Consider the following 23895-nt stretch of genomic DNA (forward strand, 5'->3'; position numbering starts at 1 on the left):
GTTACCGTGCGAGGTCGTCAGCGGTGACCTGGTTCAGGGTCTCGCCGTGCTCCGCAGCCGTCAGATTATCCATCGTCGTTGCCGCGATGTTGGTCATGGCCTCACGCGTGAAGAACGCCTGGTGGCCGGTGATCAGCACGTTGGGGAAGGTGAGCAGCCGGGAAAATACGTCATCGCGCAGGACCTGGTCGGAGAGGTCCTCGAAAAATAAGTCAGCCTCCTCCTCGTACACGTCCAAACCCAGATAACCCAGCTTCCCTCGCTTAAGTGCTTTGATTACAGCGACAGTGTCGATCAGCATGCCCCGACTCGTGTTGATCAGCATGACCCCATCGCGCATGCTGCCCAATCGCTCAGCGTCAATGAAGTGATGAGTCTGGGGTGTCAGGGGCAGGTGCAGTGACACTATGTCGCTCTGAGCCAGCAAAGCTTCAAGGGGCACGTACTCCACCTTCATAGCGCGGCACTCATCGCTGGGATATGGATCGCTCGCGACCACCCGGCAGCCAAAACCAATCATGATGCGTGCGAAACAGCTCCCGATCCGGCCGGTCCCGATGATCCCCACGGTCTTTCCGAACAGATCGAAACCCATCAGGCCCGCCAGCGCGAAGTTACCTTCCCTGACCCGGTTGTAGGCCCTGTGAGTCTTCCGGTTCAATGCGAGCACCAGGGCCGCGCAGTGCTCGGCTACCGCGTGTGGCGAATAGGCCGGGACACGCGTCACCGAGATCCCCAGCGCCGCCGCCGCGTTCAGATCCACATGGTTGAAGCCCGCAGAGCGTAGCGCCACCCGGCGGACGCCAAGCCGGGCAAGGTCATCGAGTACCCCCGCACTTAGATCGTCATTGACAAAGGCGCAGACCGCTTCGGCACCCGCTGCCAGCGGAACCGTGTCATGGGATAAACGGGGCTCAAAGAACGACAGATGATGCTGGTGGGTCACGTTTGCCTCGGTCAGGAACTGCTTGTCATACGGCTTCGTGCTGTAAACGGCCACCCGCATCGTCTGCCTCCGCTAACGTCACTGCCCCCAACACTCTGCTGATCCCCAACACTCTAGGGGCAGGCCCGGGTGCGGTCCACAGTGAGCCCGGCCGGGGGCGGAAAACAGCATCGGGTGCCGCAACGTTTCCATCGAGTGGACGCGGTGGCGCTCAAGGCATTGCCGCGGAAAGTTCAGCCTCCAGACGTTCAACGTCGCGCCGGTGGCACAATTCTGTGGCCGGCGTCATCGCCGTCGCGCTCCCGGCAGCGACCGCGGAACGGAAAGCCACTTCCACAGGGTGGCCCTGGGCGAGCCGGAGCACAAATGCGCCGAGAAAACTGTCGCCAGCCCCGACTGTGCTGAGCACCCGCACCGACGGAACCGGCAATCGGACAACACCGGATTTCGCAGCGAGCACGGCGCCCGCTCCGCCGAGGGTCAGCGCAACGTATTCCGCAGAGCCGTCGGCGACCAGCGCAGCCGCTGCCTCGACCTGGCTCTGTTCACTGTCCAGTGATACACCAAAATGCTCACCCAACTCGCGCCGACTGGGTTTGACCAGAAAGACGCCCTCAGCCAGTACTTGGGCGAGGGCGGGTCCGGACGTATCCACTATGCAGCGGGCACCGCCCTCCCGCGACAGGCGGACCACGCGGGCATAAAAATCTTCCGGAACCCCCGGCGGCAGGCTGCCGCTGGCAACCACATACCCGCCAACCGGGATTGCTTGGGCGACAAGATCAAGGCAGGTGCCCCACTCTGTCTCGCTCAGCTCAGGACCTTCGAGTACAAAACGGAACTGGTTCCCGGTCGACGTCTCATCGACTGTAAAATTCTGGCGGGTACTGCCTTGGATCGGCAACACCAGGCTGGGGATGCGTTCGGCTTCAATGAGACGGCGATAGGCCTCTCCTACAGGACCACCTGCGGTGTATACCGCCAAAGTACGCCCGCCCAGCCGCTGGACCACCCTCGACACGTTCACTCCCCCGCCGCCCGGATCCACTCGGCTCGTGCCGCACCGCAGCTTATGAACGCTGACCACCTGCTCAGTTGAGGTACTGACATCCAGCGCCGGGTTCACCGTGAGAGTGAGAATCTGTTTGGTGCTCATGGGCTGTGAGGCTTCCATGCGCCCAGCATAAGGGACTGCCGCAGGACCGGGTCGCTTCGTGATGACGCAACTCTACGTGGAAATCAAGCCGACGCGGATCAGTGGGCGGCACTTCAACTTGGGTGAGCAGCCAGAACGCTCCTGACCCGGTACGAGTCTGCTCCATGTCGGAGATCCTGGGACAGCAGAGATACTCGGCCTGGACGATTGTTGGAGGCTACCTGGTGAAACGACCGTGGGACGGCTCGCGGTCATCATCGAGGGCCATCCCGACGTCTTCCAGGCAGCCCCGACAGGCCAACGGCAGCCCCACATCCAAGAAAGTTAAGTCAACCAAATCATGCCGCCGTCATCAGGACTCCTGAGGTGACCACCATCGCTTGGGCGAACTGATGACAAAACGGCGGCCGCTGACTTCTGTTGGCGTGATCCGGATTAGATGCTCCTTGACTCCCGGTTCCCAAGGAAAGAGCCTCTGGTCTGCCGCCGATGCCCGATCCTGGTCACTCATGGGGACTGTTTCAGCAAGCCCCTTCACCACAACGCTCCAGGCAATGGTCCCGTAGCTGTTCAGCCCGTCGGCTTCGAGCGCGACAGGTCCACCTTCATGCAGGGCATCCAACTTGGTTCCCGGTCCCGTGCGGAAAATGAGTGTCGCGTCTTCTGGCAGGTAGTTCACCGGAAAAATCTCTGGCACGGCGCTGCTCACCACTGCCAGTCTCCCAATGGAGGAGGATCGAAGGTATTTCCAGCATTCGTTGAGGCTTAGAACTTCAGATTCGGGTGCTTCCTCAGGCTTGTTCATGCAGCCGAGCATAGCCACCCGAAGGATCAGTCAAAAGAGCGGAACGTCCACCGTCAGGTTCGACGGCTTGGGTAAGTGGTCTGTCAGTCGAATGTGGCTGCAGGGGCGGCGAGATCATGGAAAGGCGTACGTTCAAGCAAGCCGTGGAGGGACGCATCCGCTGACAGTAGTATTTGTACACATGAACGATGCACCCAAGGGCAGCAAGATCGATTTCGATGAGTGCTGGGCGCTGCTGGCAGCCTCCATCGTGGGACGACTCGCTCTAATCGTCGACGGCCACCCCGAGATCTTTCCGGTGAACTTCGTACTGGAACGCAGGAGCATCGTGTTCCGGACGGCTGCAGGGACAAAGCTGTGGACATCCATGAAGGAAGAACCTGCCGCATTCGAGATCGACGGTTACGAGCCCACGGCGGAGGAAGCGTGGAGCGTCGTCGCGCGGGGCAGCACCACGTTGATCGAGAACCCGGATGAACAATCCGCCGCGGACGCCCTCGGCCTGGAGCCCTGGGAACCCGGCGCAAAGTCTCACTACGTGCGGCTGCAGCCACAGGTGTTGACGGGACGACGGTTCAAGGTCAACGCCCCGGATGTATGGGCCACCCGGATCAACGACCCGCGCCGAAAATCCTTCGAATAGCTCTCTTCCAGTGCACAGGCGTACCGACCTCCGATGATTTTCTCGTCGTAGGCAGCCCCATCCAAGGATGACGCCGACCTGCTGACATCCCTCGCCCATCAGGCAGCCTCGACCGCGACAAAGCAGAGTGTTCGGCACCCGCTTCCGGCTCGTCATCCGGTTATGGATGCACTTTGTTCTCCGGCAGCGCGGGACGCAGCGTCATCTGGCTGACAGAACCCGCCTTCTGCGCAGGCGCCAGCGCCCTCAGCGCGTTGAGAATCGTGGCCAAATCCACCAGCTCCTGGGACAGGGCGCCGGCTACGGCGGGAATATAGCCGAAGGCGGCAATGATCATGAGCCCGGTGCTGAGGATGATCCCAATCCAGATGCTCTGCAGGGCCACCTTCACGCTGCGCTGTCCGATCTCCACGGCCCGGGCCACCTTGGACAGATCATCGAGCATGATCACCACATCGGCGGACTCGCTGGCCGCGGTGGAACCCTTGGCTCCCATCGCCACTCCCACATCCGCCGCGGCCAGCACCGGTGCATCGTTAACACCGTCACCGATCATCATGACCGGCCGGGACGGCAGGGCCTCCACCGCTTCCACCTTGTCCGCCGGCAGACACTCGGCCTGGATCCGAGTGATACCAAGTTCGGCGGCGATATGTTCCGCGGTTTCCTTCGCGTCACCTGTCAGCATGAGCGTCTCGCGGATTCCCAGCCGGCGCAGCTGCTCCAGCGTCTGCGCCGCGTTCGGGCGTACAGCATCACTCATGATCAGCGTTCCGGCGAAGACACCATCGATGCCCACGTACACGGCCATCTGCCCGCTGGTCAGCTGCGCATTCTCCACCCGGGCAGCGTTTTCCTCAACAAAGCGGCGCTTGCCGACGACGACCGTGCAGCTGCCGAAGTCCGCCCACACTCCGTGGGTGGCATGTTCGGTAGCGTCCCTTGCGGCCAGCAACGGCAGCCTGCGCCGGGCCGCAGCTTCCATCACCGAAGCAGCCAGAACATGGGACGAGTATTGTTCCGCCGAGGCTGCCCTCCGGAGCAGCTCATCCGGACTGATGCCCGGTACCCTGGCGGCGGTGCGGACCTCGACCAGCACCGGCCGCCCACCGGTCAGTGTCCCGGTCTTGTCGAAAGCGGCAACCCGGATTCTGCTCAGCGTTTCCAGTGTGCCGCCGTGCTTGACGATGATGCCAGCCCTGGAAGCCCTGCTCATGCCGGCCACGAACGCCACGGGTGCAGCAATGAGCAGCGGGCAGGGGGTGGCCACCACCAGGACTTCGGCAAACCGTCCCGGATCGCCGCTGGCCAGCCAGGCAGTCCCGGCAAGGACAAACGCGAAGAGGGTAAACGGTACGGCATAACGGTCCGCCATCCGGACAATGGGGGCACGGCTGGCAGCAGCTTCCCGCACGAGCGCCACGATCCGGCTGTAGTGGGAATCAGCCACCGCGGCTGATGCCTGCATCCGTACCGCGGAGGGCCCGTTGACCGAACCGCTCATAACCGGGTCTCCGGCCGTCTTTTCCACCGGAAGGCTCTCACCGGTCAGGGCCGATTCGTCAAAGGACCCGGACCCTGAGGCCAGCAGCCCGTCAACCGGCACTACCTCGGCAGGCCTGAGCAGGAGCATGTCGCCGGGGCGGACCTCCTCCACGCTGATGTCTTCGACAGCACGGCCCGCTCTCACCCGGTGGGCGATCTGAGGTGCGCGCTCAAGCAGGGCACTCAGCTCCCGCCGGGCGCGTCCCTGCGCAAAGTCCTCGAGTGCACGGCCACCGGAGAGCATGAGCACAACGATCAGGGACGCTATGTACTCGCCCACGGCCACCGTGCTCGCCACGGCGGCCACCGCCAGCAAATCTATTCCCAGGCGCCCGCGAACGACCGCGCGGATCATGTCTGCCGTCAGCCGGACCGTGATGAACAGCGCATAGACGCTGGCAGTCCACTGCGCCGCCACCGCTTCCCCACCCAACAGCAGACCGGCCACCACCAGGCCGCAGAGAACCGTGGCAGCCACCAGCGGATACCGGCGGACAAAGCCCATCAGTAACCGTCCTCCGCCGCAGCCTGACTGGTTCCGCCGGCAAGGCAAGCGAACATCCCGGTCCGCCGCAAAGAGCGCTTCCTGCATGCGACGCTGAGCGCTGGGCACGATCCGGCCGTGGCTGGGGCCGGGTGCCGGGATGCCAGGCCGTCGGGAATCCGGAACGTCGGAACGCCAGACCGAGGGACGCTCACCGGCCGTTCCTCCTCTTCACAACCGCTGGCGGCGTGGCCATACCGGATCTTGCAGAGTGGAGATTTCGCCAATGGGCCACCGCGGCGAAAACCAATAAGGGAACATGGATCGCCGGAAGATTCCGCGCGAACCACTTCGGCAGGTAGATGTCCGTCACGGAACCGCCTGAGGGATCACCGAGGCGCCGGGCCAAAGGGGTGAGCGGGCAGTGAAATCCATTGGCAATAAAGATGACTGATTCCCCGGCCACAACGGCGGCCGCCGTGGCCGCCCGCTGGTCCGTGCGCCCACGTACCCCGGAATAGAGCAGGTAAACCATGCACGCCTCAATGGTGAACCAGGCAAAGGTGTGAAAGGCCTTTACCGCCCTCAGGGTCCGGCGATGTTCATTCATCTTTCAACCTAAGCACCCGCTACTACTTTGTGCACTACCGATCTGACCACCATCCACGTTCGGGGATTCACACTGATCGGCCAGGTTCGATGCGCTTCGGGCAACTCCTCGTGTTCGGCGAAAAGTGCTCGTGACAATCGTGATGACGCGCTGCAACTGACAGCATGGAGCATGCCTAGCGGCCGAGTCGGTCGACAACCATGACGGCTCCTGCCGATCAGCATCCGTCATCGCAGCCGCGGCCACAACGGCAAGGCGATAAAGCCGACGCACAGCAGCACCGCTAGGGCGAACACGATCACATTTACGTTCTTCGTGGAGTCCGCCATGTCCTCTCCCGCTACCCCGCTGTCGCCCTAGCTACATGGTTACCCGTCTTTCAGGGTTTCGGCGAGCATCTATTGCCTGGGCGATGCTGTGCTATGGCCATCCATCGATTCGTAGACAACCGCTGCTTGCATGTCTCGCCTCCAAGCTGCAGTGTCCTGCAGAGTACGACTCAGGGATGGGCTCTGGGAGGGCAGAAGTCCGCGCCTTCCTCTGCTGCAGGTGAGTGTCTTCATTTGCTGGTGCTTCGGCCCGCAGCAGGCACTGCCTTTCTCTCCTCCGGGGGTATTGCGGCTAGCGTCATCGCCGTCTTCACTGCTGAATATAAGGCGCATTCCCCGATTGAACTGCAGACCACGCCTCCCCGAAAGGTCGCCATGCTCACTCATACGAACCTTCATCGGTTCCTTTGGGCTGTTACCGGAGTCCTGACACTCAGTGCTGCAGCGATAGGGCTCTGGGCACCCGGGATCTACGACCGCATCGTCAGTGACGCGCTCATCCCAGGGGCCTATTCACAGGACCTGCTATCCGTCGCCGCCGCACTGGGCCTCCTCTACCTGGCCCTCAGGGCCCATGCCGGCCGGGTGAAACACCAGATTATTGCGCTGGGCCTTCTGGGCTACCTCTTCTATGCGTATGGAATCTACGTGATCGAGCGGGCCTACAACGGCCTGTACCTCGTCTATATGGCGATTTTCACCTTGGCGTTCTGGGCCTTGGTTTATGCCGGAGCCCACCTTCGCCGTGATCTGCCCGAACCTGCCCTCTCCAAGACCCTTCGCCGTGTATCCGCCTCCGGCGCCATCCTCCAGCCCCTCATCTTTTACCCGCTCTGGATCGGGATGCTCCTGCCCCTGATGCAAAACCGGGGAGCAGATCGACTCCCTCTACTCGATCTTCATCCTGGACCTGTGCTTCATCATGCCCGCCTTCCTGATCCTGTCCATCCTGACCTACAGGAACCAGGGGACGGGACTGGTACTGCTGCCGGCCATGTACGTCCTCGGCTTCACCCTCATCTTCTCGCTGGCCGTCGGCGAGCTGGTCAAACCCTTGTTCAATGCGCCGATGAACACAGCTGCGTTTTGGCCGGCACTTGGATTGTCCATGTTGTTCCTTGTTCTCGGCATCCTGCACCTGAGCAGACTGCACGTTGGCGAGACCACTAGGACATCCACAAGTGGATCAAAAACTTGGTGAATCGAACGGATCAGCAGCCCGTTTCATAGCGTCCCCAGAGCCGAGACCTGATCGCTTATAACACTGAGAACGGCAGACTTTCTGCCCCTGTCGACCGCGGTATGGCGGGCGTATCCTCAAGAATATGACCGCCCCCGAGACATCCCCGAAGAGGAGGAAAACCTTGGGCGAGGCTATATTCAACGTCACGATATTCTTCGTCGCGGCAATCCTTTGGGCGGCCTTCGGCGCGCTCCTGATTTGGCGTCAAGGTGATCTGAGCGACCTGTGGAACACCTTCCGCGGACAACACTGGCTGCTGCAGGTAATCGAGTTCGTTCTCCTCTTGCCCTGGGCCATTGCCCTTTGGATATGGAACACCGGTTGGTGGCTGTGGATTCGCATCGTGCTTGTTCTGGGTCTTGCCTGGGTCAACCTCGTCATGTTCTGGCCGTGGCCGGGCGGTGACAAGCAAGTCCCGGTTCCATGAGGCGCAGCGGCTTCCTGGCTGGAATACCTACGGTTGGCATAACTGACTCAACCAGGAGCACGACCCGAACCCTCTTCGGCTAGCTCTCATCCCGAGAAGCCACTGCCGACTGTTGATCACCGGGTATCCGATGAGAGGGAGCCTGTCAGCCGGTCCGCACCGAGCGGCCACGCGGCGTCTCGGTGTAGTAGTACGAAGACATCGACTGACCCTGGCTTAGCCCCGGACCGCCCCGGACAACGCGAACGATCCGCCGGACCCGCGCGCCACCAGAACGTACAGGACGAGGACCGGAACCGAATACAGGATGGAGAATGCGGCCAACTGGCCGTAGGCGATGGCTCCATGCTGGCCGAAGAAGCTGAAGATCGAAACGGACGCGGGCTGTTTCGACGGGGACAGCAGGAGTATGAAGGGCACGAAGAAGTTGCCCCAGGTCTGGATGAAAACGAAGATGAACACCACGCCCAGCCCTTGGCGCATGAGGGGCAGCACCACGGTGCGCAGTGCCGTCAGCCCGGAGGCACCATCCATCCAGGCGGCTTCCTCCAGCGAGACGAGCACCGTGTCCATGAAGTTCTTGGTCATCCAGATGGCCATTGGCAGTGCCGTCGCCGCCATAAAGAGAACGGTTGACGGCATGGAGTCCAGCAGCCGCAACTGGACGAACAGGCCGTAGACCGGAACCATGATCGCGGTGATGGGCAGGCAGGTCCCGCACAGGATCGAATACAGGAACGGCCTGTTGAACCTGGACTGGAACCGGGAAAGCGGGTAGGCGGCCAGCACGGCAGCCGCCAGGGTCACCGTCGCCGTCCCGCCGGAGAGCAGCAGGCTGTTCCAGAGCGGCCTGATCAGCAATTCCGGCGTGAGGACAGCCGCAAAGTTGGTGAGCGAGGCGCTGGCGGGCAGCTGTGTCTGGTAACCGGCGTTGGTATCCAGCGAAGCGAATACCAGCCACAGCAACGGCAGCAGAAAGCAGACGCCGATCAGCAGCAGCGCGGCATCTGCCGGAGCACTGGCGGTACGGCGCCGCGGCGAGGATACCCGCCCGTCAGCGGTCCGCCGGGCCGCCTGTTCCGCCGTCGTCATCGGCTGTCCCCCTTGAGCAGCCGGACGTACGCAATCCCGAACACCAGGCCCAGGACAATGAGCACGGAGGCGATGGCGGTGCCGTAGCCGATGTCGCCGAACTTGAAGGCCTCCTGATAGGCAAGGACCGGCAAAGTGGTGCTGGCATTGGACGGTCCGCCAGCCGTCATCACCCAGATCAGCGTGAAGACCGCCAGGGTCTGGAGGGTCACGAGCATCAGGTTCGTGGCGATACTGGACCGGATCAATGGCAGCGTGATGAACACCAGCCGCTGCCGGCCGGATGCGCCGTCCATGAGGGCGGCTTCGGAGATGTCCTCCGGCACGTCGGCGAGGGCCGCCCGGTACACCAGCATAGAGAAGGCGGTGCCGCGCCAGATGTTGGCGAGCACCACGGCCACCATGGGAAACGCGTACAGCCAATCGGCACCGCCCCAGCCCGCACCTGCGAGCAGCTGGTTGAACGTCCCGTCCCTGCTGAAATAGGCGTAAGCGGCGAACGCGGCAACAATCTCGGGAAGCACCCAGGCCGCCACCACGGCGGTACCCACGACGGCGGACACGGGCTTCCGGGCACGCGTCATCAGTCCGGCAATCAGCAGTCCCAGCAGATTCTGGCCCACGATCGCGGACGCCACCACGAAAACAACCGTCAGGACAACTGACGCCGGGAATGCGGAGTCGGTCAGCAGCCGCGCGTAATTGTCGACGCCGGTCCAGGCCGGATTCCTGGCGTTCCGGCCGGTAAGGGCCGCATTCGTGAAGGACGCGTGGAAGGACCACAGGACAGGCGCCGCGAGGAAAAGGAGGAGCAGCAGGACGGACGGCACGACCGGCAGCAGCCGGAGCTGCTGCCGGACGGACTTGCGGGCACCCATGCGTTATTTCTGCAGAACCTTGGCGTCACCCACCTGGTCCCTGATTGTCTTGTCGTACTGCTCGGCTGCCTCCTGCGGCGAGAGCGTACCCGTGATCACAGCTTCAGTGGCAACCTGCACGGCCGCGGAGATCCGCGGGTAGTCCGCTGTTGCGGGCCTGTAGTGGGTGACGGAAACGAGTTCTGACACGTCTTTGACGAACGGGTTGGCCGCCAGATAGTCGGGTTCGGCGGCAACGTCGGAGCGGACCGCGATTTGGGAACTCGCAACGGTGAACGCCAGTGAGTTCTTCTTGTTCAGGGCCGTGGCAAGGAACTGGAATGCCTGGTCCGGATTCTTGGAGTCCGCACCGACGGCCAGGGTCCAGCCGCCCGACATGCTGACGCCGCCCGGCTCCTGGCCGTGCTGGGTGGGGAACTTAGCCACGCCCATGTCTTCGGCGTAGCCTGCCCACTCGTAACTGCCGCCCTTCTGCCAGAACGACGGCGCGTAGGAACCTTCCACGACGGCCCCCATTTTGCCCTTCGGCAACCATTCGCCGAAGACCTTCTTCCAGACGTTCGCGTCGAGCGCCTCGGCAGGCGTAACGGCCAGTTTTTCGTCGTAGAGGGTTTTCAGGAAGGCCAGCGCATCGGTGAAGCCCTGCGAGCCGACCACCCACTTCTTCTCCTGCTGGTCATACAGCTCACTGTCCGTGCCATACAACAGCTCGTAGAAGCTTTGCATTACGGTGCCTTCACCGGTCGCCTTGCCGGCGTACATGTTGAAGGGAACCACGGAGGGGTCCGCGGCCTTCATTTTGCGGGCAGCGTCGAGTATTTCATCCCAGGTCCGGGGCTGCCACGGCACGGCGATCCCTGCCTTTTGCAGGACCTTCTTGTTGTACCAGATGCCGCGGGTGTCAGTGCCCAGCGGGACAGCGTAGATGCCGCCGTCGTCCCCGGTGCCGGCAGCCTGGACGGCTTCACTGTAGGTCTTCCAGTCGTCCCATTTCTCAAGGTAACTGTCAAGCTTCAGGAGGTATCCGGCGTCGACGTCCGACCGCACTTTGAAAGTGTCCTCGTAAAAGACGTCCGGTGCGGTTTCCGCTGACCTCAGGGCCAGTGCAAGCTTGGTGCCATAGTCGTCGTCGTTCGCCTCGATGGGTTGCAGCTCAACGGTGGTGCCTTGGTTAGCGGCTTCAAATTCCTTCTTGGCATCCTTGAACAGGGTGTCGAGGGCGGTAAAGGAGTCTGTCTTTTGGTAGACGATCTTCAGTGTCCGGTTTTCTGCGGCCGGCTGTTCCGGGGAACAGGCCGATGTTGCCAGCAGCACTGCCGCAGACAACAGTGCCACAAATGATCTGGCAGGGCGGTGCATGACGCTCCAATCTTCGAGCGGCTGCAGCCCCCAATATCCTCCAGCTGGCCCCAGCCTGTATGCAATTTCAGGTGAATATCGCCCACCGGCTAACCGGCGTGAGCCGGTCCTCAGCCTTCAAGCACTAGCCTTCAGCCGGGAACCCTCCCCAGCCTCTCTGACAGAGTATCCCTTTCCGGTCAGCAAATTGCGTTTGCTTGGGTGGTAGCGGTCGGGGCTTTCAGAAGTTCGTAACCTCACCCTCTTGCCGGCCCTGCCCGCCCGCCGAAGTTGCTGCCTACTACGCCCTCCCGGCTTCGGTGAAGAAGCTCTTCGGGTCGTCGGCACCGAGCAGGTCGTGATGGAACACGATGGCATCCACCGGGCGGGTGTCCAGGAACAACACCGCAACCGTACGGGAGTGCACGATGGTGTAGCGCGTAAGGCCTTCCACCCAGGAATGGATCCCTGTGTACTCACCGACGTCCAGCCCGTCACCGAGCAGGCCGCGCTCCGCCAGAAGGTCATAGACCACATTCCAAGCAAGATCCATCAAGTCATGGATCGCAGCTTCCACTGTTGGCGCCGTCATACGTCCATGATCTCGCCGGCCGCTGACAGTCTTGCGAAGCTGTCTGGCGTGTCGTCAACTCTGCCGGTCCTCATGCCAAGCGGGGTCGGATTGCTTAGTGCGCGTGATGCCCAGCCTGTCGACTGGCTCTCCGTTCTTGGCGCCGTTCCCGCCTCTCATCGCGGTCCACACGGGACAGCAACACCAGGATCGTGCCGACCCAGATGACAAGAAATAGAAAGACAAGAGCAATCGCTTCCGTGCTGCCCATACAACAATGTTATGTCCGAATTGGCATCACATGGAGTGGCGATCAGATGTTGCTAAGTCAGCAGAGCTTCCAAGCATTTTTACACGATTCGACTCCGGCCGCGGCGGGCCGGCCTTCGGTGGTGCACCAGCCGCCGCGGTCGTGTTACGCGGTGCGACCGCTCGTGCACGGCCCGGCCGGCTCTCCGTTCCTGGCGCCGTGCCCGCCTTTCAGGGCGGTCGAGCCTCGAAAGCAGCACCAGAATGGTGCCGACCCACGTGATAGCCATCGCGAATACCAGTGCGATCGCTTCCTCAGGGCGCATAAGGCAATTTTACGCGCTCAAGTGGTATTGGGGCTGAAATGCCGGGCCTACCGAAGCGTGGTTGAGGCCTGTGGGTAGAGGATGTCTTCGCGGCTGTAGTGCCCCACAACGTCGAAAATTCGCTTGGCCGTCATGGAGCGATCCAGGTCGACGTCTGCGACAACTATTCCTTCCTGGTCATAGAGAGGACCCGCTATGGCACGGCCGTTAAGTGGCTCGAAAATCGCCGCTCCACCTCGTCCGAGCGCCTGATCATCGTCTGGCAATCGTGGAGATCCAGCCGTCAGAGTCATCGGCCGTCGGGGCCGTCCAGATCTGCACGCCTTGACGATAGATCGCATATCGCGCGAGAGGCATGCGGTTCTCCCAACAGATGAGGCCGCCAACCCTCCCGACTCGAGTCTCGGTGACATTCAGGTCCTGTCTGTAACCGACGCCGTGGACGTCTGCATCGGTTCATTCTGGGCCCGCAGTGGGTACGATGCGTCCATGACTGGTGACGAGGCAAGCGGACCCATCGACGGCACCCGATACGGGCACACGAATCTGATCGCACGCGACTGGCGCCGCCTCTCCGACTGGTACGTGCGTCTCTTCGGATGCACGCCGGTTCCACCGGAGCGAGACTACTCGGGGCCCGACGCTTGAGATCTACACGTTCGTCTCGACGGACGGAGCGTCGGAAGTGGGATTGACCGGCCGGGCTTCCGCCACATCGCCTTCGCGGTTGCGGACGTCCACGCCGCCCGACGCCGCGTCCTCGATGAGGGCGGGAGCTCCGTTGGCGAAGTCGTCACCCTCACGACAGCCGACGGGCGCAGGGTCACCTGGTGCTATGTCACCGACCCCGAGGGCAACGCCGTCGAGCTGCAGAGCTGGGCGCCACCGGCTTGAGCAGGCACTTCGAATCTCGGTGACCGCGATCCGCCGGCGGACTGGTTCGGAATGTCAATTGCGATTCCTCGCAGGGCTTCGCATCCCGCTGTAGGCTACCCCGACCCCTGCCAGGAAAATCAGGACAGCGAGGTAGACCGGGCCGAGGTGCCCTAGAGTGGCCAGACCCCACGGGTAATGCGCGGGGAGGGCCACTGCGAGTCCGACGGTCGGGACGATAACGGCTGTGGTGAAGGCCCACCGTTCTCCTCGGCGCACCCCGTACCAGGAGAGGCCTGCGATGGCCAGCCCGGTCGCAGCGATGAAGCCGCTCAGCGCAATGTGCAGATGGCTGATGTAGTGATGCAGTTGCGGGCTGAACGCCTCGACCTCCGCCATCCCCTTGTCCACTTGATCGGGACCGATACCCAACTCGAGGAAGGCACCCGTAAAGTTGAGTCCCAGGAAGACTGCGGCGTAAGCAACGAAGGCCAGCCCGGCAAGCGTCATGAGAGCGGCTCCCGTCCGGAGGCGGGCCTGGTTCTGCGGTGTAGTTTGGACGGCAGGCAAAGCCACCACCCCCTCTCTTCTTCATGTAGGACGCTCACGAAATTCCGGCCGGACTACCGGCCACGGGAAAGGGCGAGTGCCCATCCGCCGGCCACTCCAATGGCAAGTAGTACAGTTACAAAGCCGATCGCCGGTGCGCTCGGCCATGTCAGGGCGTCGCCATACCGCAGCAGGGCAAGCGCCTGCAGAATGACGAAGGCAACGGAGGTTAGCGCCACGGGGCGGACGGTGCGAAGGTCGCCGCTCAACTGGCCCTGGGCGGCCGCCCACCCAAGACCGACCAGCCACGCTCCGATCGCCCTCGCTGTGAGCTCGGACAGCGGCCACGGCCACCACGTCGCGGCAGGAATGGGTACTGCCAGGAGCGCCGCGCCATATAGCAGCAGTACCGCGGCGATTCCCGCCAGGAGCAGCCGGAGCGCAGAGGGTAGCATTGGCCTTCCCGCCGTTACGGACTTTGGGGCAGGACGCCTGGACCGGACCTGCATCCAGCTTATGACGAGCATCGCCACGGGCACGATGGCATAGATTGCCAGCCAGGCCCAAGTGGCTACCTGCGCGGTGGGGGCAGTGTCCGGCGACAAGTGGAATCGATCGAGATGAAGCAGGGTGACTCCGAGGGTCAATGTCGTGAAGACGAACACGGGCCAGACTGCCAGCCTCGCTGAATCCCAATTCGCTGAGCGGGCGCCCGTCACTTCCAGGCCGGCACTCGACCAGTATGCCGCCCCGAGGAAGACAGCGGTCATGGGCGGATTGACTGTCCACGCGAACCATTCCTCAGTCCGGAGCGGAAACACGAACAGCACGAGCCCGGCAAGAAACACGAGGAATGCAGCGACGTAGAGCAGCCGCCGCATCGGCGGAATCAACGGTGTGACCTCAGTTGAAGTGGACATCACCGGGCAGTTCCTCGGATGCGGCGATCTCAGCAGGGGCAGGGGGCGAGGCAGGCAGGGGGTTCTCGGCCAGGTAGCTGTGAAGCATCGAGACCACGGTGGCGCCGTCCCCGACTGCGGTAGCCACTCTTTTGATCGAACCGGCCCGCACGTCGCCGATCGCGAAAATGCCGGGCATGCTGGTTTCCAGCGCTAATGGCGCCCTGTCCGGCCTGGTGGACCCGGCGACACTGACATCCTGGCTGGCGCCCGTGCGCAGAAAGCCGGCTGGGTCACGCTCTACGGTGTCGGGCAGCCAGGAGGTCCGCGGCACCGCACCGATCAGCGCGAACAAGCCGCCCGCTTCGATCTCCTCGCTCGGGGTTGCGTCGGCTCCGGATGCGGCGACCTTGACGGCGGCAAGGAATCCGTCCTGATCGCGGACCCCCACGATCACGGTGCTGTGGCGGATCGCAACGTTCCGGGTGGCCTCGAGTTGGGAGATGAGGTAGTCCGACATACTGGCCGACAGGGTGGGTCCGCGCACCAGCAGCGTCACCTTCTTCGCGTACTTAGCAAGGTGCAGAACCGCTTGTCCGGCCGAGTTGCCGCCACCCACGACGCAGACGTGCTTTCCGGCCATCGACGGCGCCTCGGAGACTGTGGCGCCGTAGAAGACGCCTCTGCCGACCAGATCCTCCAGCTGAGGTACGCCGAGGCGGCGGTAGTCCACTCCGGTGGCCACCACGACTGTGCGGCACCGCACGACACTTCCATCGGAAATCGATACAGCGTACAACGCCCCGTCCACGCGGACGCCCTCCACCTTCCGCATGAACAGGAAGTCCGTGCCCAAAGTCCAGGCCTGGTGAAATGAGCGGTAGGCCAGGTGGGCACCGCTCACACCGCGGGAGAAGCCAGGGTAGTTGCGGATCAACGAGCTGGTGCCGGCCTGGCCTCCCACAGCCTCACCCTCCACGACCATGGTGGAGAGGCCCTCGGAGGAGGCATACACGGCGGTCGCGAGACCGGATGGACCGGCTCCCACAACCACCACATCGAAGATCTTGTCCGCCGGCGGCGGTCGGGTCACCCCCATCGCTTCGGCGATCTCCAGGTCACTGGGGTTCTCGAGGACAATTGGTGAAGCGGTGAACTCCAGCACCATGACCGGCAGCACGGGGTCGCGCAGGTCCAGGCTCTCCAGCGTCCGTTGCGCGGTCTCGGACCCCACAGGGTGGAAGCCCACCGGGATGTGGTTTCGACTCAAGGAATCGCGCAACATATGAGTCCGTTCGTCGCCTACCTCCCCGATCAGCCGGACCGCCTCGAACCCGACCCCCTGGGCCAGGTGCCAGTCGTCGAGGGCGTCGGTAATCGCCCCATGGAATTCTTCGTCGCGCGATCGTTCGGGACGTATGATCACCAATTCGGCGTACCCCTGCGCAATCGCCCGGAATACAGTGGGGGCGCTGGCGAAGTCACCCCATGTGACTACAACACCACGCTTGGCTGCCGGGTGAAAGACATAGGAACGCCGCAGGAAATCGAGCCCACCGCGGTCAGCCGGGCCGTAGCACGCGAGGATGAGGGCGACCTGGCGATTCCAGCGCCGGAGCCCCTCAAGCACCGCCCGCCCGTGGGCGTGGTCGGCGCAGGCCACCACCTCATAGTCGGCACCGTACCGTCGACGTAGCTCATCTCCAAGAACGCGCCGAGAGGTCGGGTCTGTGGTAGCAATCAGCATGACCGGAACCGAGTCATCCATGGCCGCCGTCTTTCCGGATCAATGGATCGGTGACGCTCACGATACCCGTGCGAGGACATTGGGGACAAGGGGTGCTTGTTGCCTCCCGGAAGGTCCTTCGCCACCAGTGTCGGAGTTGTATCGGGCCCCGGTTGTCGCCTCGATTCCGTCATTCCTAAGGCGCGGAGATTCTGCCAGAATGGCTCCCGGCGGTGGGCAAGCGGGATGACCTGAGCAGAACCGGAGCGATGGAAATGGAGGACCCCATGGAGAATCGCCCCATTCCGGGAATCAGCCTGGCCGCCACACCCAGTGGAACGGGGTGTCTGGAGTGCCTCAGCGGTGACGGCCCAGGCTGGTGGCTACATCTTCGCCGCTGCGCCCAATGCGGGCACATCGGATGCTGCGATTCATCACCCTCACAGCATGCAAGTGCCCACGCGCGAACCGTCGGTCACCCCGTCGTGAGGTCCTTTGAACCTGGGGAGGAGTGGTTCTACGAGCACACTACAAAGAAGTTCTTCCGCGGCCCGCGGCTTCCGGATCCTCAGTCCAGACCGCTAGAGCAGCCAGCACCTGCACCGGCAGACAAGGTACCGGCAGACTGGCGAGAGCACCTACACCGGTAACCGCGGATCCAGAACCATCAGCGCTGACGGGGATTCGACGAAGGATGCTGGTTAGGCTGTATGGATGGCGACAGTAATCCTCGTGCGGCACGGCCGCACCACAGCCAATGCCGCTGGACTGCTGGCGGGGCGGGCGGCCGGCGTCAGTTTGGACCAGATCGGGCGCGAGCAGGCAGCTTTGACCGGAGACCGACTCGCGGTCGTGCCCTTAGTTGGGGTGGTATCGAGCCCCCTCGAGCGTTGTCAGCAAACCGCCCGGCTCATCCTCGATCGCCAGGCTGGTAATCCTTATGCGCCGACCGATCCCGATCTCACCGAGTGCGATTACGGCCAGTGGCAGGGCCGCATGCTCAGTGATCTCGCGACGGAAGGCCTGTGGGCGGCTGTGCAGTCGCAGCCGTCCGCCGTCGTTTTTCCCGGCGGTGAATCCATGGCGGCGATGCAGGCTCGGTCGGTAACAGCAATCCGGCGCCACGATGCAGCCTTCGAAGCCAAGTACGGGCCAGGAGCCGTGTGGGTGGCAGTGAGTCACGGTGACATCATCAAATCAATCCTCGCCGACGCATTCGGCATGCACCTCGACCTGTTCCAGCGCATAAATGTGGGCCCTGCCTCCGTATCGATCGTCCACTACGGTGCAGTTCGGCCGAGCGTCTATGCGACGAACACCGACGCGGGGGATCTGTCATGGCTGTCGAAAGGCGTCAACTCCGGCGATGCGCCGGTGGGCGGCGGTGCCGGGCATACGGCTCACTAAAACCTCATGTGCCTAAAATACTGACATGCCCACACGTGTTCACGAGTTTGCCTGGCCTGACCGGGTCGTCATCGGTACCGTCGGCGTTCCAGGGGAGCGCACGTTCTACCTGCAGGTACGCACAGGTAAGCAAATCGTGAGCATCGCCCTCGAGAAGCAGCAGTCGGCCCAGCTTGCCGAGAAGATTGACGAAATCCTTGATCAGCTCATCACCCTTGAGGGCAACCCCTTCAGCGTTCCCACCGGTACTCCCATCGAACTCGTCGACAATGACCAGCTCGAGGCGGTCGACGAGCAGTTCCGAACCGGTGCCATGACCTTGGGTTGGGACCCGACGACGGCGCAAGTGGTCATAGAGGCATTCCCGATCACCGATGTCGATGACGATGACAACGACGAATCGCTTGATGGGAACGGCGCGGAAGTGCCCGAAATGCTGTTGGTGCGGATGCCGGTCGGTACCGCCCGTGCCTTCGCCAAGCGGACCCGAGAGGTTGTCGGCGCCGGGCGTCCCGCATGCCCGCTCTGCGGTTATCCCGTGGACCCAGACGGACACCTCTGCACTCTTCCCGAAGTCTGATGCCGGCGCCCGACCTGCTGACTGCCGAGCTGACGCTCACTGGCCGCATTACGACGGCGTCGAATGCCACCTTCCTGGGCACCATCGGTGACACCGCGGTCGTTTACAAGCCGATAGCCGGAGAGAAACCGCTGTGGGATTTTCCCGACGGCTTCCTTGCCCACCGGGAGGTCGCCGCCTACCTGGTGTCAGAGGTCCTCGGCTGGAACGTGGTGCCACGCACCTGGCTGCGCGATGGTCCGTTCGGCGAAGGGATGGTGCAGTTGTGGCAGGAGACAGACGCCGACCAGAACGCGGTGGACCTCGTCGCTACGGACGACGTCCCGGGAAGTGGTTGGAAACACGTTCTCGAGGGTCAGGATGGGGAGGGACGGATGGTCGCCCTCGTCCACGAGGACACGCCGGCGCTGAGACGCATGGCGGTGTTCGACGTCGTCGTGAACAACGCCGACCGCAAAGGCGCTCACATCCTTGCCATGACGGACGGGCACCGGCACGGCGTGGACCATGGACTCACCTTTCACCAGGATCACAAGCTGCGCACGGTGCTGTGGGGGTGGCTGGGAGAGACCCTGACCGACCAGGAATGCGACGGCGTCGATCGCGTCATCGAAGGGCTGCACGGTGACCTGGGCCGAAACCTCGCGGACTTGCTCAGCGCCGGAGAAATCGCCTCACTCGCCGCGCGCTGCACCCGGTTGCGGTTGACAGGGCGGTTCCCGGCTCCGAGCGGCGACATGCCCGCAGTTCCTTGGCCGCTGTTCTAAGGACACCAGGGCTGCAGGCTTCGTAGGCCGTCAGGCGGACGTTGAAAGGCAGTGTCCCGACGAGACCCCGTCGGGACACTTCTCGGCGAGCAGTGTGATGACAAGAACTAGAAGTCCCAGTCCTCGTCTTCAGTGTTGACGGCCTTGCCGATCACGTAGGAGGAACCCGAGCCCGAGAAGAAGTCGTGGTTCTCGTCCGCGTTCGGCGACAGGGCCGACAGGATCGCCGGGTTCACGTCCGTGACGGAGGCCGGGAACATCGCCTCGTAGCCCAGGTTCATCAGGGCCTTGTTGGCGTTGTAGTGAAGGAACTTCTTGACATCCTCGGCCAGGCCGACGCCGTCGTAGAGGTCGTGCGTGTACTGGACCTCGTTTTCGTACAGCTCGAAGAGCAGTTCGAAGGTGTAGTCCTTGATCTCCTGGCGGCGCTCCTCGGAAACCTTCTCCAGGCCCTTCTGGAACTTGTAGCCGATGTAGTAACCGTGCACGGCCTCATCGCGGATGATCAGGCGGATCAGGTCGGCCGTGTTGGTCAGCTTGGCCCGTGAAGACCAGTACATGGGCAGGTAGAAGCCCGAGTAGAACAGGAAGCTCTCCAGGAGAGTCGAGGCCACCTTGCGCTTCAGGGGATCGTCTCCCTGGTAGTAGTCCATGACGATCTGCGCCTTCTTCTGAAGGTTCTCGTTCTCCGTGGACCAGCGGAACGCGTCGTCGATCTCCTTGGTGGAGCACAGCGTCGAGAAGATCGACGAGTAGCTCTTCGCGTGCACAGCCTCCATGAACGCGATATTGGTGTAGACGGCTTCTTCGTGTGGCGTGAGCGCATCAGGGATCAACGAAACGGCGCCGACGGTGCCCTGGATGGTGTCCAGCAGCGTCAGACCGGTGAACACCCGCATGGTGAGCTGCTGCTCCGCCGGCGTCAGCGTTGCCCAGGACTGGACGTCGTTGGACAGCGGCACCTTCTCCGGCAGCCAGAAGTTGTTGACCAGGCGGTTCCAGACCTCCACGTCCTTGTCGTCCTGGATCCGGTTCCAGTTGATCGCTTCGACGTGCGTCAGCAGCTTGACCCTCTCGGTCATATCTTCCCCTAAAAAGTTTGGGTGGTTTCTTAATTAAAGCGTACGACGGCGGGCGGTTGCCCGCCGTCGTACTGGTGACGATTTAGTCGAAGCTACAACTAAAGCATGCAGCTGACGCAGCCCTCCACCTCGGTCCCTTCCAGCGCGAGCTGGCGGAGACGGATGTAGTAGATGGTCTTGATGCCCTTGCGCCAGGCATAGATCTGGGCCTTGTTGATGTCGCGGGTGGTGGCGGTGTCCTTGAAGAACAGCGTCAGCGACAGGCCCTGGTCCACGTGCTGCGTGGCAGCGGCATAGGTGTCGATGATCTTCTCGTAGCCGATCTCGTACGCGTCCTGGTAGTACTCCAGGTTGTCGTTGGTCAGGTACGGCGCCGGGTAGTAGACGCGGCCGATCTTGCCTTCCTTGCGGATCTCGATCTTGGACGCCACCGGGTGGATCGAGGAGGTGGAGTTGTTGATATAGGAGATCGAGCCGGTGGGCGGGACGGCCTGCAGGTTCTGGTTGTAGATGCCGTGCTCCATGACGGAGGCCTTCAGCTCGCGCCAGTCATCCTGTGTGGGGATGTGGACGTTCTTGAACAGCTCCTTAACCTTCTCGGTTTCCGGCACCCACTCCTGCTCCGTGTACTTGTCGAAGAATTCACCCGACGCGTACTTGGACTTCTCGAAGCCGCCGAACGTCTGGCCCGTCTCAATGGCCAGCAGGTTGGAGGCGCGGATGGCGTGGTACACCACCGAGTAGAAGTAGATGTTGGTGAAGTCCAGGCCCTCCTCGGAACCGTAGTGCACCCGCTCACGCGCCAGGTAGCCATGCAGGTTCATCTGGCCCAGGCCGATGGCGTGGCTCTGGTCGTTGCCCTTGGCGATCGACGGCACCGAGGTGATATTGGACATGTCCGAGACTGCCGAGAGCGACCGGATGGCCGTCTCGATGGTCAGGCCGAAGTCCGGCGAGTCCATGGTCTTCGCGATGTTCAGCGAACCCAGGTTGCAGGAGATGTCCTTGCCGGTCTCGTCGTAGGACAGATCGTCGTGGTACGTCGTGGGCTGGGAGACCTGGAGGATCTCGGAGCACAGGTTGGACATGATGATCTTGCCGTCAATCGGGTTGGCCCGGTTCACGGTGTCCTCGAACATGATGTACGGGTAGCCGGATTCGAACTGGATCTCGGCGAGGGTCTGGAAGAACTCGCGCGCCTTGATCTTGGTCTTCTTGATCCGGGAATCGTCCACCATCTCGTAGTACTTCTCGGTGACCGAGACGTCGGAGAACGGCATCCCGTAGACGCGTTCGACGTCGTACGGCGAGAACAGGTACATGTCCTCGTCCTTCTTGGCCAGCTCGAAGGTGATGTCCGGGATCACGACGCCGAGGGACAGCGTCTTGATGCGGACCTTCTCGTCCGCGTTCTCCCGCTTGGTGTCCAGGAACCGGTAGATGTCCGGGTGGTGGGCATGCAGGTACACGGCACCGGCGCCCTGGCGGGCACCGAGCTGGTTGGCGTACGAGAAGCTGTCTTCGAGCAGCTTCATCACGGGGATGACGCCGGAGGACTGGTTCTCGATCTGCTTGATCGGCGCGCCGACCTCGCGGATGTTGGTCAGCGCGAACGCCACGCCGCCGCCGCGCTTGGACAGCTGCAGCGCCGAGTTGATTGAGCGGCCGATCGACTCCATGTTGTCCTCGATGCGGAGCAGGAAGCAGGAGACCAGCTCGCCGCGCTGCTTCTTGCCGGCGTTCAGGAACGTCGGTGTGGCGGGCTGGAAGCGGCCCTCGATGATCTCATCCACCATCTGGGTGGCCAACTGCTCGTTGCCGCGGGCCAGGTGCAGGGCAACCATGCAGACCCGGTCCTCGTAGCGCTCCAGGAAGCGGTTGCCGTCGAAGGTCTTCAGCGTGTAGGACGTGTAGAACTTGAAGGCGCCCAGGAAGGTCTCAAAGCGGAACTTCTTCTTGTACGCGCGCCTGAAGAGCTCGCGGATGAAGTTCATCGTGTACTGGTCGAGGGTTTCGCGCTCGTAGTACTGGTTCTTCACCAGGTAGTCGAGCTTCTCCTCGAGGTCATGGAAGAAGACCGTGTTGTTGTTCACGTGCTGCAGGAAGTACTGGTGTGCGGCCTCGCGGTCCGCCTCGAACTGGATCTCGCCGTTGGGGCCATACAGGTTCAGCATGGCGTTCAGCTCGTGGTAGCCCAGGCCCTTGTATGCGGCAGGGAGCGCCGGCTTCTCCTGCTTTTCAACAGCCGTGTCCATGGGCTTGTCCCTTCCTTCGGGCCTGGTTACTTCTGTGTCTGCGACAGTCGTGTCCAAAACTCTTCCAATCCTTTTTGTACACGGTCGACGTCTTCCGGCGTCCCCATGAGTTCGAAACGGTATAGATGGGGAACGCCGCACTTGGCGGCGATGATGTCCCCCGCCATGCAGTAGTTGTCCCCGAAGTTCGTGTTCCCCGCCCCGATAACGCCCCTGAGCAGGCGGCGGTTCTGCGGGTTGTTCAGGAACCGGATGACCTGCTTGGGCACGGAGCCCTCGCCTCCGGTTCCGCCATACGTCGGCACCACCAGCACATATGGCTCGGAAGCAGTGAGCGGCTGGTCCTTCGGATACAGCGGAATGCGCGCCGCATCTGCGCCCAGCTTGTCGATGAAGCGCCTGGTGTTCTCGGAGGCCGAAGAAAAATAGATGAGGTGACAGTGCGTCCGGTTCCCGGACGCACTGTCCTCGGGTGCCCGGTTCATCGGCGTCGTGTTGTCAGCCTGCGCTGCAACCGGCGCATCGGCAAAAGCCGGCGCGGCCATGGGAGTCACCTCACCTACTGGTATTCATTGGCCGGAACGGCATTCGGCCCTGGTGCAGGCCTTCGGGCTTGCGTAGCCTAGGCCACCGAAGCAGCGGCGCTCAGCGCCAGCTCTTCGATCTTGTCCGGACGGAAGCCGGACCAGTGGTCCTGGTCCGTGACGACAACCGGAGCCTGCATGTACCCCAGTGACTTCAGGCGCTCAAGGGCGTCCGCGTCTTGGGAGATGTCCACGCTCTGGTAGGTGATGCCTTTCTTGTCCAGCGCGCGGTAGGTTGCGTTGCACTGAACACAGGCCGGCTTCGTGTAAACCGTAACGGTCATGGTCCCTGTCCCCTTTGTTGAAGTCACTGCTTCTGTACTCCTGAAGACTCTGCTTGAAGTCTCTGCGTCTAATTTCACCGATGCGGTGGAGACCCTGCCTGGAACTGCTGTCAACCAGAACCCTACTGCCCGGTACTGGCATCACCGGTCTCCCGCTCAATCTGTATGTCGATACTACATGTAGTGCAAGGCCCCCAGCGGAACCCCTAGATGATGTATTACAAGTATGTCATTTAATGCACTTTTA

Annotated in this window: 26 protein-coding genes; 9 read left to right on the plus strand and 17 right to left on the minus strand. The window is 62.5% G+C overall.

The window, feature by feature from the left end:
* Position 1: 1 nt before the first annotated feature.
* The 3 genes from AC6CH3_RS05560 to AC6CH3_RS05570 form a co-directional block, all read right to left on the minus strand.
* A complete protein-coding gene (locus AC6CH3_RS05560; protein WP_498131477.1) occupies positions 2-1000 on the minus strand; it encodes a 2-hydroxyacid dehydrogenase in 999 nt (332 codons plus the stop codon).
* A 157-nt stretch (positions 1001-1157) separates the two neighbouring features.
* Positions 1158-2102, minus strand: coding sequence for a 1-phosphofructokinase family hexose kinase (locus AC6CH3_RS05565; RefSeq protein ID WP_498131478.1), 945 nt, complete (start codon positions 2100-2102; stop codon positions 1158-1160).
* 352 nt (positions 2103-2454) lie between these two features.
* Positions 2455-2907, minus strand: a complete 453-nt coding sequence (locus AC6CH3_RS05570; protein WP_498131479.1) for a pyridoxamine 5'-phosphate oxidase family protein — start codon at positions 2905-2907, stop codon at positions 2455-2457.
* Between the two features lie 181 nt (positions 2908-3088).
* Between AC6CH3_RS05570 and AC6CH3_RS05575 the strand changes: the two genes are divergently transcribed.
* Positions 3089-3550, plus strand: coding sequence for a pyridoxamine 5'-phosphate oxidase family protein (locus AC6CH3_RS05575; RefSeq protein ID WP_498131480.1), 462 nt, complete (start codon positions 3089-3091; stop codon positions 3548-3550).
* A 160-nt stretch (positions 3551-3710) separates the two neighbouring features.
* On the opposite strand, the gene AC6CH3_RS05580 is transcribed toward AC6CH3_RS05575, so the two are convergent.
* The gene (locus tag AC6CH3_RS05580; protein WP_498131481.1) at positions 3711-5600 is read right to left on the minus strand and encodes a heavy metal translocating P-type ATPase; all 1890 of its coding nucleotides are present in this window, start codon (positions 5598-5600) and stop codon (positions 3711-3713) included.
* 1840 nt (positions 5601-7440) lie between these two features.
* Between AC6CH3_RS05580 and AC6CH3_RS05585 the strand changes: the two genes are divergently transcribed.
* Both AC6CH3_RS05585 and AC6CH3_RS05590 read left to right on the plus strand, forming a co-directional pair.
* Entirely contained in the window at positions 7441-7719 is a 279-nt protein-coding gene (locus AC6CH3_RS05585) for a hypothetical protein (RefSeq protein WP_498131482.1), read from the plus strand.
* Between the two features lie 124 nt (positions 7720-7843).
* Positions 7844-8188, plus strand: a complete 345-nt coding sequence (locus AC6CH3_RS05590; protein ID WP_498131483.1) for a hypothetical protein — start codon at positions 7844-7846, stop codon at positions 8186-8188.
* Positions 8189-8404: 216 nt separating this feature from the next.
* Here AC6CH3_RS05590 and AC6CH3_RS05595 read toward each other — a convergent pair whose 3' ends face one another.
* From AC6CH3_RS05595 to AC6CH3_RS05620, 6 genes are all read right to left on the minus strand, one after another.
* Positions 8405-9280, minus strand: coding sequence for a carbohydrate ABC transporter permease (locus tag AC6CH3_RS05595; RefSeq protein ID WP_498131484.1), 876 nt, complete (start codon positions 9278-9280; stop codon positions 8405-8407).
* The gene (locus AC6CH3_RS05600; protein ID WP_498131485.1) at positions 9277-10158 is read right to left on the minus strand and encodes a carbohydrate ABC transporter permease; all 882 of its coding nucleotides are present in this window, start codon (positions 10156-10158) and stop codon (positions 9277-9279) included. Before AC6CH3_RS05600 ends, AC6CH3_RS05595 begins: the two co-directional genes overlap by 4 nt.
* A gap of 3 nt (positions 10159-10161) precedes the next feature.
* On the minus strand, positions 10162-11517 hold the full coding sequence (locus tag AC6CH3_RS05605) for an extracellular solute-binding protein (protein ID WP_498131486.1): 1356 nt from the start codon (positions 11515-11517) through the stop codon (positions 10162-10164).
* A 280-nt stretch (positions 11518-11797) separates the two neighbouring features.
* A complete protein-coding gene (locus tag AC6CH3_RS05610; protein WP_498131487.1) occupies positions 11798-12088 on the minus strand; it encodes a hypothetical protein in 291 nt (96 codons plus the stop codon).
* A gap of 601 nt (positions 12089-12689) precedes the next feature.
* A complete protein-coding gene (locus tag AC6CH3_RS05615) occupies positions 12690-12908 on the minus strand; it encodes a hypothetical protein (RefSeq protein WP_498131488.1) in 219 nt (72 codons plus the stop codon).
* Positions 12895-13059 (minus strand): nitrilase-related carbon-nitrogen hydrolase, encoded by a 165-nt coding sequence (locus AC6CH3_RS05620; RefSeq protein WP_498131540.1) that lies wholly within the window; start codon positions 13057-13059, stop codon positions 12895-12897. The genes AC6CH3_RS05615 and AC6CH3_RS05620 overlap by 14 nt, the downstream gene beginning before the upstream one ends.
* A 72-nt stretch (positions 13060-13131) precedes the next feature.
* Here AC6CH3_RS05620 and AC6CH3_RS05625 point away from each other — a divergent pair, with 72 nt between their 5' ends.
* Together AC6CH3_RS05625 and AC6CH3_RS05630 are read left to right on the plus strand one after the other, a co-directional pair.
* Positions 13132-13290 (plus strand): hypothetical protein, encoded by a 159-nt coding sequence (locus AC6CH3_RS05625; protein ID WP_498131489.1) that lies wholly within the window; start codon positions 13132-13134, stop codon positions 13288-13290.
* Between the two features lie 42 nt (positions 13291-13332).
* A complete protein-coding gene (locus AC6CH3_RS05630; protein WP_498131541.1) occupies positions 13333-13536 on the plus strand; it encodes a VOC family protein in 204 nt (67 codons plus the stop codon).
* Positions 13537-13590: 54 nt separating this feature from the next.
* On the opposite strand, the gene AC6CH3_RS05635 is transcribed toward AC6CH3_RS05630, so the two are convergent.
* From AC6CH3_RS05635 to AC6CH3_RS05645, 3 genes are all read right to left on the minus strand, one after another.
* Positions 13591-14025, minus strand: coding sequence for a hypothetical protein (locus tag AC6CH3_RS05635; protein WP_498131490.1), 435 nt, complete (start codon positions 14023-14025; stop codon positions 13591-13593).
* Positions 14026-14138: 113 nt separating this feature from the next.
* Complete coding sequence (locus AC6CH3_RS05640) at positions 14139-14984, minus strand: hypothetical protein (protein ID WP_498131491.1); 846 nt, start codon at positions 14982-14984, stop codon at positions 14139-14141.
* Positions 14968-16731, minus strand: coding sequence for an NAD(P)/FAD-dependent oxidoreductase (locus tag AC6CH3_RS05645; RefSeq protein WP_498131492.1), 1764 nt, complete (start codon positions 16729-16731; stop codon positions 14968-14970). The genes AC6CH3_RS05640 and AC6CH3_RS05645 overlap by 17 nt, the downstream gene beginning before the upstream one ends.
* Positions 16732-16976: 245 nt before the next feature.
* On the opposite strand from AC6CH3_RS05645, the gene AC6CH3_RS05650 reads away from it, so the two are divergent.
* The 4 genes from AC6CH3_RS05650 to AC6CH3_RS05665 all read left to right on the plus strand — a co-directional run bounded on the left by AC6CH3_RS05650 (position 16977) and on the right by AC6CH3_RS05665 (position 19443).
* Positions 16977-17339 (plus strand): UBP-type zinc finger domain-containing protein, encoded by a 363-nt coding sequence (locus tag AC6CH3_RS05650; RefSeq protein WP_498131493.1) that lies wholly within the window; start codon positions 16977-16979, stop codon positions 17337-17339.
* A gap of 64 nt (positions 17340-17403) precedes the next feature.
* On the plus strand, positions 17404-18096 hold the full coding sequence (locus tag AC6CH3_RS05655; RefSeq protein WP_498131494.1) for an MSMEG_4193 family putative phosphomutase: 693 nt from the start codon (positions 17404-17406) through the stop codon (positions 18094-18096).
* A 25-nt stretch (positions 18097-18121) separates the two neighbouring features.
* Positions 18122-18676 carry a DUF3090 domain-containing protein gene (locus AC6CH3_RS05660; protein WP_498131495.1) on the plus strand — a complete coding sequence of 185 codons (555 nt, stop codon included), beginning with the start codon at positions 18122-18124 and terminating at the stop codon, positions 18674-18676.
* Positions 18676-19443, plus strand: a complete 768-nt coding sequence (locus tag AC6CH3_RS05665) for an SCO1664 family protein (RefSeq protein ID WP_498131496.1) — start codon at positions 18676-18678, stop codon at positions 19441-19443. The genes AC6CH3_RS05660 and AC6CH3_RS05665 overlap by 1 nt, the downstream gene beginning before the upstream one ends.
* Positions 19444-19550: 107 nt before the next feature.
* Here AC6CH3_RS05665 and nrdF read toward each other — a convergent pair whose 3' ends face one another.
* The 4 genes from nrdF to nrdH form a co-directional block, all read right to left on the minus strand.
* A complete protein-coding gene (gene nrdF, locus AC6CH3_RS05670) occupies positions 19551-20525 on the minus strand; it encodes a class 1b ribonucleoside-diphosphate reductase subunit beta (protein ID WP_400575771.1) in 975 nt (324 codons plus the stop codon).
* A 98-nt stretch (positions 20526-20623) separates the two neighbouring features.
* The gene (gene nrdE, locus AC6CH3_RS05675; RefSeq protein ID WP_400575769.1) at positions 20624-22780 is read right to left on the minus strand and encodes a class 1b ribonucleoside-diphosphate reductase subunit alpha; all 2157 of its coding nucleotides are present in this window, start codon (positions 22778-22780) and stop codon (positions 20624-20626) included.
* Between the two features lie 26 nt (positions 22781-22806).
* Positions 22807-23265, minus strand: coding sequence for a class Ib ribonucleoside-diphosphate reductase assembly flavoprotein NrdI (gene nrdI / locus AC6CH3_RS05680; protein ID WP_498131542.1), 459 nt, complete (start codon positions 23263-23265; stop codon positions 22807-22809).
* 137 nt (positions 23266-23402) lie between these two features.
* Positions 23403-23648 carry a glutaredoxin-like protein NrdH gene (nrdH, locus tag AC6CH3_RS05685; RefSeq protein ID WP_056625338.1) on the minus strand — a complete coding sequence of 82 codons (246 nt, stop codon included), beginning with the start codon at positions 23646-23648 and terminating at the stop codon, positions 23403-23405.
* Positions 23649-23895 lie beyond the last annotated feature (247 nt).

It is taken from the genome of Arthrobacter sp. GQ119 (assembly GCF_059759125.1).

Bases quoted from the DNA above. Each gene is read 5' to 3' on its own strand.
- AC6CH3_RS05565 (WP_498131478.1), bottom strand. From the start codon at position 2,102: ATGAGCACCAAACAGATTCTCACTCTCACGGTGAACCCGGCGCTGGAT.
- nrdE (WP_400575769.1), bottom strand. From the start codon at position 22,780: ATGGACACGGCTGTTGAAAAGCAGGAGAAGCCGGCGCTCCCTGCCGCA.
- AC6CH3_RS05655 (WP_498131494.1), top strand. From the start codon at position 17,404: ATGGCGACAGTAATCCTCGTGCGGCACGGCCGCACCACAGCCAATGCC.
- AC6CH3_RS05585 (WP_498131482.1), top strand. From the start codon at position 7,441: ATGCCCGCCTTCCTGATCCTGTCCATCCTGACCTACAGGAACCAGGGG.
- AC6CH3_RS05640 (WP_498131491.1), bottom strand. From the start codon at position 14,984: ATGTCCACTTCAACTGAGGTCACACCGTTGATTCCGCCGATGCGGCGG.
- nrdF (WP_400575771.1), bottom strand. From the start codon at position 20,525: ATGACCGAGAGGGTCAAGCTGCTGACGCACGTCGAAGCGATCAACTGG.
- AC6CH3_RS05590 (WP_498131483.1), top strand. From the start codon at position 7,844: ATGACCGCCCCCGAGACATCCCCGAAGAGGAGGAAAACCTTGGGCGAG.
- nrdH (WP_056625338.1), bottom strand. From the start codon at position 23,648: ATGACCGTTACGGTTTACACGAAGCCGGCCTGTGTTCAGTGCAACGCA.
- AC6CH3_RS05580 (WP_498131481.1), bottom strand. From the start codon at position 5,600: ATGGGCTTTGTCCGCCGGTATCCGCTGGTGGCTGCCACGGTTCTCTGC.
- AC6CH3_RS05575 (WP_498131480.1), top strand. From the start codon at position 3,089: ATGAACGATGCACCCAAGGGCAGCAAGATCGATTTCGATGAGTGCTGG.
- AC6CH3_RS05600 (WP_498131485.1), bottom strand. From the start codon at position 10,158: ATGGGTGCCCGCAAGTCCGTCCGGCAGCAGCTCCGGCTGCTGCCGGTC.
- AC6CH3_RS05635 (WP_498131490.1), bottom strand. From the start codon at position 14,025: ATGACGCTTGCCGGGCTGGCCTTCGTTGCTTACGCCGCAGTCTTCCTG.
- AC6CH3_RS05665 (WP_498131496.1), top strand. From the start codon at position 18,676: ATGCCGGCGCCCGACCTGCTGACTGCCGAGCTGACGCTCACTGGCCGC.
- nrdI (WP_498131542.1), bottom strand. From the start codon at position 23,265: ATGAACCGGGCACCCGAGGACAGTGCGTCCGGGAACCGGACGCACTGT.
- AC6CH3_RS05650 (WP_498131493.1), top strand. From the start codon at position 16,977: ATGGAGAATCGCCCCATTCCGGGAATCAGCCTGGCCGCCACACCCAGT.
- AC6CH3_RS05660 (WP_498131495.1), top strand. From the start codon at position 18,122: ATGCCCACACGTGTTCACGAGTTTGCCTGGCCTGACCGGGTCGTCATC.
- AC6CH3_RS05625 (WP_498131489.1), top strand. From the start codon at position 13,132: ATGACTGGTGACGAGGCAAGCGGACCCATCGACGGCACCCGATACGGG.
- AC6CH3_RS05610 (WP_498131487.1), bottom strand. From the start codon at position 12,088: ATGACGGCGCCAACAGTGGAAGCTGCGATCCATGACTTGATGGATCTT.
- AC6CH3_RS05645 (WP_498131492.1), bottom strand. From the start codon at position 16,731: ATGGATGACTCGGTTCCGGTCATGCTGATTGCTACCACAGACCCGACC.
- AC6CH3_RS05595 (WP_498131484.1), bottom strand. From the start codon at position 9,280: ATGACGACGGCGGAACAGGCGGCCCGGCGGACCGCTGACGGGCGGGTA.
- AC6CH3_RS05570 (WP_498131479.1), bottom strand. From the start codon at position 2,907: ATGAACAAGCCTGAGGAAGCACCCGAATCTGAAGTTCTAAGCCTCAAC.
- AC6CH3_RS05605 (WP_498131486.1), bottom strand. From the start codon at position 11,517: ATGCACCGCCCTGCCAGATCATTTGTGGCACTGTTGTCTGCGGCAGTG.